Genomic DNA, 13,042 nt, shown 5'->3' with positions numbered 1-13,042 from the left:
CCAAAACAGATTGAGAGCGGGTATTACTAACAGAAGTATAGAAGTAAACTTATTTCTGTTATCAGCAAAAAGAGGGTAAGTGTCTATCTTGGGCGTACTAATATACTTATGGGAATTGTAAATGTATATAGTCTTATGCTAATTTGCCTACAATCTTTACTGAAAGGTATGTAAGCCCTGTGAAGCCTTAAGTAGTATACAACGTATTACTCAAATTGAAAGGCAAAGTATATACAATTCCCCTGACTCATGTTCTGAAGGGCATGGGGCACATTCGGTTCCAGAAAAATCAAGTCGCCTTTGGTCGACGGGTAAAGTTTACCGCTGATACTTTCCTGAGCCTTGTTCTCGACCATCAGCAGGATTTCGGCCGCCCGGTGTGTGTGCGGTGCATGGCTCCATAAGCCTTCACGAAGCGTAGTTACGTGCATTTCGAACCGTTTGGACATGGCTGTTGCCCGATCGAACATTCGCCGGATTCCTCCTTTATCGTGTGGTTGAAAAGGAACCTCATCCCAATCGATCCAGAAAGAGCCACCTGCTTTCTGGCCCCGCTCCCGGTCGGCAGGTTGTCGGGACGTATATCGCATGACGTAGTAGGTAGCCGGAACCCCTTCTTTATTATCGAAGCCATGTTCATCGCCGGGCATAATTAGAGCGACACTGCCTGCCCCAAGCGTTTTTGTTCTGCCCTCAATGGTTACAGTCAGTTTCCCTTCTTTGATGATAATCAGTTCTTCATCGTCATGTTTATGGGCTGGGTGAGGTACCTGATGAGGAGGTAAGGTAGTTGCGTGGATTTCAAGGTGGCTAAAATCAGGGGTATTTCCCTCAAGAATCGCCCGTTGTTCCGAAGCCGCTTTTTTAACGACGGGCGATTCGGCCCAGGCATACACCTTTGAGTCGAGGGGTTGACCAATCGCCATCTGAGTAGTTACACACAGGGGTAATAAGAGCGTAGCAATTAATTTCATAAGTAAGCTAATAGCTGGTCGTATAAAGGGATACACAACGGCCTGTTTATCTGTAATAAGAACCTAGCTAAACGTAATTACTGCTATCGGTGGTCTACAGGATACTGTTGTAGCCTCTGACTCCTATGGTAAACTGGCCAGAAAGAATCAGATAGAGGAAAATAGTTGAATTGTTAGGATACTATTGCGTGAAATGCCTCATTTATAATTTATTATAGCGTATATGTATTAATTTGTTTGGAAAAATTATACCTTGGTCGGTATTCAACTGCAGAACTGTAACTGTATGAAGGTCATTATATTAGGTGGAGGGGTGGCTGGGATGAGCGCAGCCCACGAATTGGTTGAACGTGGGTTCTCTGTCGATATATACGAGAAAAAACCGTATTACATGGGCGGTAAAGCCCGCAGTGTAAATGTACCGGGTTCGTCTCCAGATGACCCTGATGGTCAACATTCAACGGGGCCTGGTGCCGATGTTCAGGCGTTACCTGGCGAACATGGCTTCCGATTCTTTCCGGGCTTCTATCGGCACATTACCGATACCATGAAACGAATCCCTTATACAACACCAGATGGGAAGAAAAACGCCCAGGGTGTGTATGATAATCTGGTCGATGTGACACGGGTGGGTATTTTGCGAAATGGGAAAAAGCCGATCATCACCATCGTTAGCTTTCCGAAGTCCCTGGCCGATTTGAAAGCGGCTCTGGAAGTACTGCATACACACGATACGGGGCTGCTACCCGGCGAAGCGCACTTTTTTGCTACGAAAGTCTGGCAATTGATGACTTCCTGCCAGCGTCGGCGTGATATGGAATATGAAAAAGTTGGCTGGTGGCAGTATATGGAAGCTGATCATCATAGCGAGGCTTATCGGCACTTGTTGGTAGAAGGGCTAACACGAACGCTGGTGGCTGCTAATGCCAAATTTGCCAGTACTAAAACGGGGGGCGATATTTTTATTCAGTTACTGTTCAATATCGCCAACCCTGGGATGCATACCGACCGGGTATTGAATGGCCCTACGAGCGAAAAGTGGCTAAAGCCCTGGGAAGAGTATTTGACCGCTAAAGGAGTGCGGTTTTTCAAAAGTGCGCTGGTGCAGCGAGTCAACTGCGTGAATGGAAGCGTTCAGTCGGTCGATATTCAGAACTGGGAGAAGGGTATTCCCTACGATCCCCCTGCCAAAGGAGATTATTACCTGCTGGCTACGCCCGTCGAGGTGGCTGCCGCCGTACTATCCGACGAACTAAAGCAGAGCATTGGTAGTCTGCAATACCTGGACGATCTGGCGGCCGATGTAGCCTGGATGAATGGCATTCAATTTTATCTTAATCAGGTTATTGACGTTGTGCATGGGCACTGTATCTATGTCGATAGCGAATGGGCGCTGACATCCATCTCACAGCTTCCTTTCTGGGACGATTATGATATCAGCAAGCGCGGTAACCGTCGGGTAAAGACTATTCTATCTGTCGATATCTCGGACTGGCTTACAGATAGTCCGGATCTGCCGGGGCTGCCAGCCATGAAAGCCAAAGAGTGCCAAACCTTTGATGAAATTGCCGACCGGGTGTGGGCGCAGTTGAAGCGTAGTCTGAACGTCGATGGCACCATTGTGCTCAGCGATGACATGAAAGAGGGAGCTTTTCGCGAAAACGATATGGTTTACCGGGGATATTTTCTCGATCACTCACTGAACGAGCAGGTGACACCCAGTAAACATGACCCAATGGCTTCGGTGGTGGGGCAGAAAGGGCAGAAGGGCGATGTGCTGGTCAACCACGAGCCACTGCTGGTCAATACCGTAAATAGTTGGTTTAAACGGCCCAGCGCTTACATACCGGGTTTATCAAATCTCTTTCTGGCTTCGGACTATGTGCGCACCAACACCGACCTGGCTACGATGGAAGGAGCCAATGAAGCAGCCCGACGGGCTGTCAACAGCATCATAGATGTGTCGGGAGTTAACGCTCCACTCTGCTCGGTCTGGGATTTGCACGAGCCCGTCTTTTTTACCCCCTTCAAGTGGTATGATAATTGGCGTTTTGGGCGAGGGTTGCCTTACAAAAAGCCTCCCGGCTGGTTCGATGCCCTGATGGTAATCTGGGGTGTTATGTATGCCATTGGTTTCCTACTTTATACCGCCTGGACGGCCCTTACTACCTGGACCCAGAGAATGCGATGATAAACCAACATGATTATACGAACCTTGAACTCATTACGTTTGGGGTCGGCTGTTTACTGTGGGTGATTGTTTACTTCTTCACGCTACGAAACATTCGGCTGCATCGGTTTGTCGAAATTCCCATTGTGACAATATGGGGGAATATTGTGTGGGAGTTCCTATGGAGCTGGGTCTTTGTGCCTGATATGGGTAGCCTGTTTATGTGGGGCTATCGGGTCTGGTTTTTTATGGATTGCTTTATTGTGTATGGTGCCATACGATTTGGGTATAAGCAGATTAGTATACCGCTGTTTCGGCAGCACGTTGGTCTCTTAACGGTGTTGGGTATTCTGGGCTGGCTGCCACTACTGTATTATTACATTGCTGTGTACGATGCGCCCCTGAGTCATATGGGGGCTTACTCCGGCTATTTACTGAATATACTGATTTCGGCTTTATACATTACGCAGGCTTTACGACTCAACAACTGGGCGTTGTTCTCGTACCCAGCAGCCTGGTGTAAAGGGGTAGGTACACTCCTGATTTCCGTATTTTGTTTCCTACACTTCACCGACCCGTTTCTGTTGTCGATGTGTGTCATTACGGCTATCCTTGATGGCGTCTATATTGTTTTCTTTACCAGGCAGTCCACTCGTGCCTAACCGTTATGAGCAAACTAGCACACTGGAAAGATAACTTTTGGAAAGGATTTGGTTTTGACGGATTAGAGCCCGAAGAATTTAAAAAGCGAACGTCTGCCGTTTTGCTGGCCATTTTTACGATAGGGGCTGGGTTGTGTTATTCGTTGATCTACTCTTTTTTGGGTTTCTCTTCGCTGGCTTTTGTTGTTTATACCTATGTACCTGTATGTCTGCTGAACATCCTGTACCTGCGTTTTTCGCACCAGTATCAGATTTTTGGCGGTATTCAGCTCGTGTTAATTTTTATATTTCCTTTAGCCGCCCAACTGGCTATTGGCAGCTACGTCGATGCCAGTGCCGTTGTTCTGTCAACGTTTCTGGCACCCGCCGGAGCGCTCATTTATGCGTCACGCCGAATCGCGCGTCTCAGCTTTTATTTATTCATGGTGGCCATTGTGGGGGTAACCTGTTGGGAGTATTTTTTCGGACGACCCGAAATGGTTCTGCCTCGCGGTATTGTCCTTATCTTCTTTTCCTTTAATCTGATTATTGTCTGCGCGATTATTTTCTTCCTGCTCGAAAGTTTTCTCCAAAAGCAGGATGAACTCCGTGCCGAATTGCGCCAGTCGCTTCATACCCTGAAAATTACGCAGAACCAATTAATTCAGTCCGAGAAACTGGCTAGTCTGGGCGAACTGACTGCGGGTATTGCGCACGAAATTCAGAATCCACTGAATTTCGTCAATAACTTTTCAGAAGTAAGTACCGAACTTATAGAGGAGCTAAGAGAGGAGGCTCAGGCTGGACGCATCGACGATGTGCTGGCTCTCGCCAACGATCTGGATCAAAATCTTAAAAAGGTTATCGTTCATGGTAAGCGGGCCGGTTCAATTGTGCGAGGGATGCTGGAGCACAGTCGTTCTGGAACGGGCGAGCGGCAACTGACTCAATTAAATGACCTGGCCGATGAATACCTGCGGCTGGCCTATCAGGGGCAACGAGCCAACGACAAAACCTTCAACTGTACGCTTCAAACCGCCTTTGCCTCTGGGCTTCCTCAACTGAACCTGGTGCCGCAGGATATAGGCCGGGTCTTGCTGAACCTTTTTCAGAATGCCTTGTATGCGGTACGGCAACGGCAGAAACAGGAACCTGTCGGTTATACGCCAACTGTGTGGGTCAGTACTAGTCAGCAACAGGGACAGGTCGTTGTCAGCGTAAAAGACAATGGAACAGGTATGTCGGAAGCGGTCAGGGGTAAGATTTTTCAGCCGTTTTTTACGACTAAGCCCACTGGCGAAGGAACAGGATTAGGCCTGAGTCTGAGCTATGATATCGTAACGAAAGGGCACAATGGCACGCTGGACGTGGAGAGTCAGGAAGGCGAGGGGAGCGAATTCGTCATGAAATTGCCACTTGTCTATAACGGAGCTAGTTCGGCTAAGCCAAAAACAACGTAAATCGGCTACTTATTTACTCATATCTACCAGTTGTTCATTTCCCCGTTGACGGCCGGTCCCTGGCATATTGTTTTGTAGCGACAAGTGAGCAATTCCTCCTTGCCTAAATCATAGCAAGACAATGGCAAACGAAAAAACGATCATCGACGAGTGGGCAGTGAAAGACCTGGAAGACGGCTCTTCGCTGAAGGTTACGGTTATGAGCTGTTCCGAACTGGGTAATCAATCCCTCCCTGGTATTCAGGTTTGGTATCTGGGTTATATTGTCAATTACGAACCGCTGATTGTAGAACGTTGGGCATATCAGGCATCGAAAGCGGGTGTCGATGAATACCTGCTGGAAGATCAGTCGTGGATGGTGCATGCCGATCAGTTCATAAAAAACTACCTGGTGCTGGGCTCCCCGCTGAAAGCCAAAGTAGAAGTTAAAACGCGCTCATCCAAGGTGATTACTAAAGAGTACGAGCTGCCTTTCGAGGTATAGAAACCCATGACACCCCTGTTTCGAAAGGTTTTTCGCGTTTTATTCTTCCCGATTAGCCTGCTATTTGTCCGCTGTGGTAATTCATCGCTATCGACAGGGGCTGTAATCGATCCGTCACTGCTTCGGGTGAGTGTTAACTTTTACCAATCTACCGATGAAGATGGTGAACCAACGGAGCGTGTAGATGCCTATGTTAAAGATGCCAACGATCGGTCGGTGGCTAACCCTAATATTCAGGTGAAAGTGGATGGGCATAAGCTACGGCTGACGACCGGATCAACCAATTATTACAGCACCTATGCCTATTACATGCTGGCCGATACCACCTGGCATATGGAAGCAGATAAAGTATATCCGGCCTCAATTGTACTGACCGATGGCAAAGAATATAGCCTGGGCACTATGCAGGTTCAGCCAACGCTTACGCCCGCTTTATTTCTGCCTCCTAAAACCCACAGCCGACGTCAGGCATTGACCTTATATTGGCAGGATGTAGAACCGAACAACTGGTTTGTCAGCCTCTGGAAAAAGTGGCATGGCGAGACATCCAAAACAGAATTGACGGTTTCGAAAAGACACCGTACCGTTGATGAGTGGAACCATGTATATTACGAAGGCCAAAGTACTGAAGAGGCCGATTATCTACTTAAAGAAATAGGATCGGGTAAGGGGGCGCTGACTATTCCTGTGACTTATTTCCAGCGGTCGCAGAATCCATTTAATGAACTCTCGCTGATGGTCAATTCGGAGAAACAAGTCACCGTCGATGCCCCTTTTCTAAAGGGAAGTGCCATCAGTAGTACACGTAGGGCGCTCTACCGGATAGAAGTAACGGATTAATGAATGCAGCCTGGCCCATTGCGTTGGCAACGAGAACCTTTCCGACTAGCGGCAGTTATCTCTGTTCAATAAGTTGAACTTATTATGATGACTGTCTCAACGCAAACAAAAGCCCTGCTGTGGGGATTAGCAGGAGTTGGCGCCTGGGTAGCCCTAAAGTCGGGACTGGCCAGACAACGTAAAATCGATTTCCAGAGAAAGACCGTGGTGATCACAGGTGGGTCGCGCGGACTCGGACTCGAAATGGCCCGTATTCTGGCGCAGGAAGGGGCCAACCTGGCTCTGTGCGCTCGCGACCCGGCCGAACTTGATGAGGCCCGAAACGAATTGCTGGCTTATGGCGGAAGGGTTTATACGCAAACCTGTGATCTGACCGATAAGAGCCAGATTGAGGACTTCATTGAAGACGTTCGACAGGCGCTCGGCCCTGTCGATGTCCTGATCAATAATGCCGGAACAATTCTGGTAACACCATTCGAACACAGTACCGAAGCCGATCTTCGGGAGTCGATGGAGACCAATTTCTGGTCGGCTTTTCACTCCATCAATGCTGTTTTGCCCCACATGCGACCTCGTAAGGCAGGGCGTATTGTCAACGTGACCTCGTTTGGTGGTAAGGTGTCAATTCCGCATTTACTAACCTACTCGGCCAGTAAATTTGCCTTTGTGGGCTATTCAGAAGGAATTCGACCCGAATTGCAGAAAGAAGGCATTTACGTAACGACCATATGTCCGGGCCTGATCCGAACGGGAAGCCCACGTAATGCGTACTTCAAAGGGCAGAACGAAAAAGAATATGCCGCCTTCAAAATTGCCGGATCGCTCCCTTTCTTCACTATTGATTCCACCGAATGCGCCCGTGAAATCGTAGATGCCTGTCGCTACGGTGAAGCAGAACGAATTATTGGCCTGCCCGCTAAAATCGGTGCATCCATTCAGGGATTGGCCCCGAATCTGCTGGCAGAGGTTATGGGTGTTGTATCCCGATTGCTGCCTAATCCTGCTGGTATTGAGAAAGAGCGAACCAAAGGAAAACATAGCGAGACAGTTTTATCCGAATCCTTTCTCACTACCCTGACCGACAAGGCTGCCCAGCGGAATAATGAAATGACAAACGAGTGAATGAGCGATTTATCCGGCAAGTTATTGCTCATTCACTCGTTTGGCATTTAAGTTTATTCGTCTTCAATAGTTACATCGTGTTTCTTAGCCGCTTTTTTGATGCGCTCTTTGATGGTATCTACCTCATCGGCATCGTATTTGGCTGCGTTGTCTTTGTGGTTGATGTAACTCCAAGCGGCCCGAACATGCTCAGGCGAATCGATTGGGTATTTTTTGTTGGTTCGGTCGGCGAATTCAACGTCTCCGTATTTATGTTCGCCTTCGGTCGGCCGGACATCGTCGCGCCGACTGATTTTTGTGTCATTTGCCATAGTCGTTGAGTGTATGTTTTACCTCTATGGAACAGTTGCCGATCGATTATAGCCGCTACGCAAAAATTCCATAGATCTTAAAATTGTTGTTCATATATCAACGATCCTGTTTCACGGAATGTTTAGAGAAGTAATCCATCAATCAGGGGTAGCTCTGACTGGGCAATGCGTTGACGATCATATAAACTGTATACAATGTCTGTTCTTTTTTCGCCACTGGCTCTCCGAAGCATTCAGCTTAAAAATCGCATCGTCGTTTCGCCGATGTGTCAATATTCGAGTCTCGACGGTTTTGCCAACGACTGGCATCTGGTTCATCTGGGAAGCCGTGCTGTAGGTGGGGCGGGTCTGATTTTTACGGAGGCAACGGCGGTATCGCCCGAAGGCCGCATTTCTCCCGACGATCTGGGTATCTGGAGCAATGAACACATTGCCGGATTAAAACGCATTACGCAGTTTATTCAGCAGAACGGGTCGGTGGCGGGTATCCAACTGGCGCATGCTGGTCGAAAAGCCAGCCACCGTCGGCCGTGGGAGGGAGGAGCTTTGATTTCGCCAACTGAAGAAAGAGGCTGGCAAACCGTGGCACCCAGTGCGATTTCGTTTCAGGAAGGACAACATCCACCCGAAGCACTGACGGCAGAAGGCATTGAACAGGTGTTGTCGGATTTCGAAGAAGCTACTAAACGAGCCATAAAGGCCGGTTTTCAGGTCGTTGAGATTCATGCCGCCCACGGCTATTTGCTGCATCAGTTTATGTCGCCATTGAGTAATCAGCGGACGGATGATTACGGCGGCTTGTTCGGCAACCGGATTCGGTTGTTACTGGAGGTCATTGAACGCGTCCAAAGCGTGTGGCCGGACGATTTACCGCTGTTTGTGCGTATATCCGCAACCGATTGGACGGAAGGAGGCTGGACAATTGATGATTCGGTGACGTTGGCTAAAATCCTTTCGGAAAAAGGGGTAGATGTAGTTGACTGTTCGACCGGAGGTAATGTCGCCAGAGCAAAAATTCCTGTTGGACCAGGCTATCAGGTTTCATTTGCCGAGCGGATCAAACAGGAAGCTGGAATCAAAACGGCGGCTGTTGGGCTGATCACATCGGCCGAACAGGCAGAGGCTATTCTGGAAAACGGACAGGCCGATCTGATCTTGCTGGCCCGCGAATTTCTGCGCGATCCGTACTTCCCGCTGCATGCCGCGCGTGCATTGGGCGATTCGGTCGATTGGCCAGTACAGTACGAGCGCGCCAAACCGCGCTGAAAATTCGGGTGATTATAAACAATTTATCCGCAGAAGCAGTAATCTTGCCAACGAAAGGCTAAATAACCAGTTGTACTATCACCATTTATTAACTCAAAGAAATCATGCGTTGGTTAGGAGGACGTGAAAGTGATAATGTCGAAGACCGCCGGGGAAGCGGTGGCGGTGGACTGCTTGTGGGCGGGGGTATCGGTACCGTTGTAATCGCCATTATTGTTACCTTGCTGGGGGGCGATCCATCAGAAATTCTAAACCGGTCATCTCAGTCAGCTGCCCCAGTCAATCAGCAGGCCGACGACCAGGCTGCTTCGTTTACCCGGAAAGTGCTGGCTAGTACGGAGGATGTCTGGACAAAAATTTTTGCCGAGCAGGGAGCGCAATACCGGAAACCAGTGCTGGTCATGTACCGGGGAACAACTACATCCGGCTGTGGCACCGCCCAGGAAGCGATGGGGCCCTTTTATTGCCCTGCCGATCAGAAGGTTTACATCGACCTGTCGTTCTACGATGAGCTGGCTGAGCGCTTTCAGGCACCGGGCGAATTTGCCATGTCGTACGTGATTGCGCATGAAATCGGTCACCATATTCAGAAACAACTGGGGATCATGGATAAGGTAGACCGATTGCGGCAACAGCTAAGCGAACGGGAATACAATCGGGTATCGGTCCGGCTGGAGCTACAGGCCGATTTCTTTGCGGGGGTATGGGCAAATCACGCACAGGGGCAAAGCATAGCCATCGATGAAAACGATGTAGAATCAGCCCTGACAGCAGCCAATGCCATTGGTGACGATAAAATTCAGGAAGAAACCCAGGGGCGTGTTGTTCCTGATGCTTTCACCCACGGCACCTCTGCTCAGCGCGTATACTGGTTCAAAAAGGGACTCAAGACCGGTGATTTAAACCAGGGCGATACATTCAATAGCCGTGAAGACGCTAATTTGTAATAGTTGGGGTTATCAACATAAAAATAGCCATCCTGAGTTTTCCGGGATGGCTATTTTTATACCTAAACATCTTACGCAGGTACCTGAACTCGCTGTTTCAATACGCCTAACCACATACCCATCAAGGCAGCAATAACGGCCGAAATGAAAAACTTAAGCGGAAACCAGTCTAACACCAGGTAAGATGGCCTTTCCTCGTAAAAAATGGCGGCACTTAGTGTAATCTCTCTAATTGCTGAAAGACCGGGATCAACGCTTTCCCGTGTTCGGAGAGCGTATATTCAATATGGAGAGGCTTTACTTTGATCACTTCTTTAGTCAGGTAACCATCGTCCGTCAATTCTTTTAAAGCCAGGGAAAGAGACTGTTTGTTCGCACCTTCGATTTCGCGTAGCAACGTATTGAATCGTAATGGACTATGCATCGCTAATTGAAAAATTTGTGGTTTTAGCTTGCCAGAAAGTCGCTTCAATAGCTCTTCGGCTGGACAACTCGTTTCAACTTTTTGCATTTTCTTGTAGTCAGCTTTTTTTGACTAATTGACTTGTTGCCTGCTATAAGGCCAATTTTGTAGACGAATTAACCAATATCCTGAAAACAGTCTGAGCAATCAGTCAGTAGCTGTTACAGAAAGTAGGCTGGCCAATTTTTCAAAAGGAATATTGACAGCATAACGCAAACTTTAGCAGAAAATTCAACAGGAATTGGCTGGCTCATGCGGAGCTAATCGGCATTAACAAAACGTACAACCTATTCAATATGGACAATACGATCATTAATCCACTTTTATGCGATGTCGAATCAGGTATGTGTGAATTGCCCGGTTCTGATGCAGAAACCAAAACGGATTTGGCTGCGCAGGCTAAACAGTCCGTCAGCATAATTTATTTCACCGATCCTATCTGCTCTACGTGCTGGGGAATTGAACCGCAGTTGCGTAAACTCAAGTTAGAATATGGGCATAGTTTTGACATAGAATACCGCATGGGTGGGTTATTGCCCGACTGGAGTTACAACAGTGGTGGAATAAGTAAACCATCCGATGTGGCGCCCCACTGGGATGAGGTGAGCCTATACTATGATATGCCCATTGATGGGGATGTTTGGCTGGAAGACCCTCTATCGTCGTCCTACCCGGCGTCGATTGCCTTTAAAGCCGCTCAGTTGCAGGGTGAGAAGAAAGCATTGCTATTCCTTCGGGAGATTCGCGAAATGGTTTTCCTGCAAAAAAAGAATATTGCCACGTGGGAGAATTTGGAAGCTGCAACCAGGAAAGTAGGTTTGACTGTGGAAACATTTACTGCCGACTACAACGGGCAGGCGCAGGAACTGTTTCAGCAGGATCTGGCTTTGGCTCGGCAAGTAGGCGTTAGAGGATTTCCAACCCTGTTTTTTGTGGGCCAGACTGGCAATCAGGAAAAAGTATATGGATATAAACCGTATGCCGATTTTGAGAACGCCATTCGCAAACAACTCCCCTTGGTTTCTAAATCAATCATTAAAACAGATTGGCAAAATTTGTTTGCTACCTACAACACCTTGACCTCCCGTGAATTTGCTGAATTATCGGGAATGGATCGAAATGAAGTGGATAGTTATCTGCAAAAATTGTCGGAAGCCGGGTATCTCAGAAAATTAACGTCTAAAAACGGCCCATTATGGATTAGGCAGTAAGCTCGTTTAGCATGTTTAAATCGTTTATCTGCGAATTGATTTCTATCTGAAGTAAGAATAGAAATCAATTCGCAGATAAACGATTGATGTTTGGTAGGCTTATTGTGATTTCCCTGACTCGCCCAGGCAGAGTAAGATCCGCATTTTCTCCTCACACTATGTTTTGTCTGGAGTTGAGTTCTTTTTTTATTGCTTTTAAATTATTCCAGTTTAGAAATAGGATGGGCATAAATGCAAAAGGAATCACGCCCAGACCTATGCTCGTTGCATTGAGTCCTTTTTTTGTTGCCAGAAACACGACCATAACCAGCAGTGCTAAAAGCATCCCAGCCAACATACCCGTTGCGATTTCTGTTGTTTTTTTGTGTTTGAGCAAAGCCTCATTGCTCATCTCTTCGATTTTCTGGCCTTTCATGTGTCTGATTTAGTGTTAAGAAAAAGTTACTTTATAAGGGGACTGTCTGCTCAAGGGTGTGCCGACTTTTGCAGCACCCATAGCGATTTACAACTGTTTTTTTAGCCTTCTGTAGATATATAGGCCTATTGGCCAGCTCATTATGAGACTGTAAGCCATTAACTTTCCGGGCAGTAAAATAACCTGTATGTATATGAGCCATCTGTTGTAATCGTCCGATATGCGAAAAGGGTTGTCGATCAGCCCTTCCAACCAGCCAACATTCGTATAATCAGGTGTAGCGGTAATGGAGTGACTTAGTAAAACATAGATAGCTAAAAAACACAGCTTTACAAATACGGTTCTAAATCCAGCATAACCTAAATTGTAAAATACTGCGTAGAGACTGATACCGACCAAAATTAATCCTATACCGATTGCTACCCACATCAACCATTTCTTAGGTGGCTCATCATCCTCTGGTTCAGGGGCGTTCACTTCCAGTTTGCCAACAGGCCCTGGATTATTTGGTTCAAGAAACCATTCAAGGAAGCTCATTAATCGATTTTTAGGCCTAATCTAGAGGCATCCAGGATAGAAAACGGAACTTTGTGTCTACTGGCTTCGCCTATACATTGCTGGTTGAAAACAAGGATAGGCTTATTATGAATGCACGTAACCCCGACGGACATCATGCCCCTGGGTCCATTAAACTCATAAAGCGGTGTCAGTCTGCATGAACACCGCTTTATGAACTAT

Annotated in this window: 14 protein-coding genes; 9 read left to right on the top strand and 5 right to left on the bottom strand. The window is 47.5% G+C overall.

What is annotated here, in order from left to right:
- Window positions 1-206 precede the first annotated feature (206 nt).
- Window positions 207-974, bottom strand: coding sequence for a cupin domain-containing protein (locus B5M13_RS23140; RefSeq protein ID WP_080057923.1), 768 nt, complete (start codon window positions 972-974; stop codon window positions 207-209).
- Window positions 975-1,260: 286 nt separating this feature from the next.
- Between B5M13_RS23140 and B5M13_RS23135 the strand changes: the two genes are divergently transcribed.
- The 6 genes from B5M13_RS23135 to B5M13_RS23110 all read left to right on the top strand — a co-directional run bounded on the left by B5M13_RS23135 (window position 1,261) and on the right by B5M13_RS23110 (window position 7,691).
- Complete coding sequence (locus tag B5M13_RS23135) at window positions 1,261-3,165, top strand: hydroxysqualene dehydroxylase (protein ID WP_080057922.1); 1,905 nt, start codon at window positions 1,261-1,263, stop codon at window positions 3,163-3,165.
- Window positions 3,162-3,806, top strand: coding sequence for a transmembrane-type terpene cyclase (locus tag B5M13_RS23130; RefSeq protein WP_080057921.1), 645 nt, complete (start codon window positions 3,162-3,164; stop codon window positions 3,804-3,806). Before B5M13_RS23135 ends, B5M13_RS23130 begins: the two co-directional genes overlap by 4 nt.
- A 5-nt stretch (window positions 3,807-3,811) precedes the next feature.
- Window positions 3,812-5,245 (top strand): sensor histidine kinase, encoded by a 1,434-nt coding sequence (locus B5M13_RS23125; RefSeq protein ID WP_080057920.1) that lies wholly within the window; start codon window positions 3,812-3,814, stop codon window positions 5,243-5,245.
- A 121-nt stretch (window positions 5,246-5,366) separates the two neighbouring features.
- Complete coding sequence (locus B5M13_RS23120; RefSeq protein ID WP_080057919.1) at window positions 5,367-5,729, top strand: hypothetical protein; 363 nt, start codon at window positions 5,367-5,369, stop codon at window positions 5,727-5,729.
- 6 nt (window positions 5,730-5,735) lie between these two features.
- Complete coding sequence (locus B5M13_RS23115) at window positions 5,736-6,569, top strand: hypothetical protein (protein WP_080057918.1); 834 nt, start codon at window positions 5,736-5,738, stop codon at window positions 6,567-6,569.
- An 87-nt stretch (window positions 6,570-6,656) separates the two neighbouring features.
- Window positions 6,657-7,691 carry an SDR family NAD(P)-dependent oxidoreductase gene (locus B5M13_RS23110; protein WP_080060048.1) on the top strand — a complete coding sequence of 345 codons (1,035 nt, stop codon included), beginning with the start codon at window positions 6,657-6,659 and terminating at the stop codon, window positions 7,689-7,691.
- A gap of 53 nt (window positions 7,692-7,744) precedes the next feature.
- On the opposite strand, the gene B5M13_RS23105 is transcribed toward B5M13_RS23110, so the two are convergent.
- Entirely contained in the window at window positions 7,745-8,002 is a 258-nt protein-coding gene (locus B5M13_RS23105; RefSeq protein ID WP_080057917.1) for a DUF6582 domain-containing protein, read from the bottom strand.
- A 195-nt stretch (window positions 8,003-8,197) separates the two neighbouring features.
- On the opposite strand from B5M13_RS23105, the gene namA reads away from it, so the two are divergent.
- Entirely contained in the window at window positions 8,198-9,268 is a 1,071-nt protein-coding gene (gene namA, locus B5M13_RS23100) for an NADPH dehydrogenase NamA (RefSeq protein WP_080057916.1), read from the top strand.
- 104 nt (window positions 9,269-9,372) lie between these two features.
- Window positions 9,373-10,215 (top strand): KPN_02809 family neutral zinc metallopeptidase, encoded by an 843-nt coding sequence (gene ypfJ, locus B5M13_RS23095; protein ID WP_080057915.1) that lies wholly within the window; start codon window positions 9,373-9,375, stop codon window positions 10,213-10,215.
- A 214-nt stretch (window positions 10,216-10,429) separates the two neighbouring features.
- Here ypfJ and B5M13_RS23090 read toward each other — a convergent pair whose 3' ends face one another.
- The gene (locus B5M13_RS23090) at window positions 10,430-10,726 is read right to left on the bottom strand and encodes a winged helix-turn-helix transcriptional regulator (protein ID WP_080057914.1); all 297 of its coding nucleotides are present in this window, start codon (window positions 10,724-10,726) and stop codon (window positions 10,430-10,432) included.
- A gap of 248 nt (window positions 10,727-10,974) precedes the next feature.
- Here B5M13_RS23090 and B5M13_RS23085 point away from each other — a divergent pair, with 248 nt between their 5' ends.
- Complete coding sequence (locus tag B5M13_RS23085; protein ID WP_080057913.1) at window positions 10,975-11,889, top strand: ClpXP adapter SpxH family protein; 915 nt, start codon at window positions 10,975-10,977, stop codon at window positions 11,887-11,889.
- A gap of 151 nt (window positions 11,890-12,040) precedes the next feature.
- Here the strand turns inward: B5M13_RS23085 and B5M13_RS23080 are convergent, their stop codons facing one another.
- On the bottom strand, window positions 12,041-12,304 hold the full coding sequence (locus B5M13_RS23080; protein ID WP_080057912.1) for a redox-active disulfide protein 2: 264 nt from the start codon (window positions 12,302-12,304) through the stop codon (window positions 12,041-12,043).
- An 87-nt stretch (window positions 12,305-12,391) separates the two neighbouring features.
- Complete coding sequence (locus B5M13_RS23075) at window positions 12,392-12,841, bottom strand: hypothetical protein (RefSeq protein ID WP_080057911.1); 450 nt, start codon at window positions 12,839-12,841, stop codon at window positions 12,392-12,394.
- Between the last annotated feature and the right edge of the window lie 201 nt (window positions 12,842-13,042).

It is taken from the genome of Spirosoma aerolatum, from assembly GCF_002056795.1.
Classification (GTDB): domain Bacteria; phylum Bacteroidota; class Bacteroidia; order Cytophagales; family Spirosomataceae; genus Spirosoma; species Spirosoma aerolatum.
The sequence above is the reverse complement of the archived record's forward strand: the minus strand, read 5'-3'. Positions and strand labels throughout refer to the sequence as shown.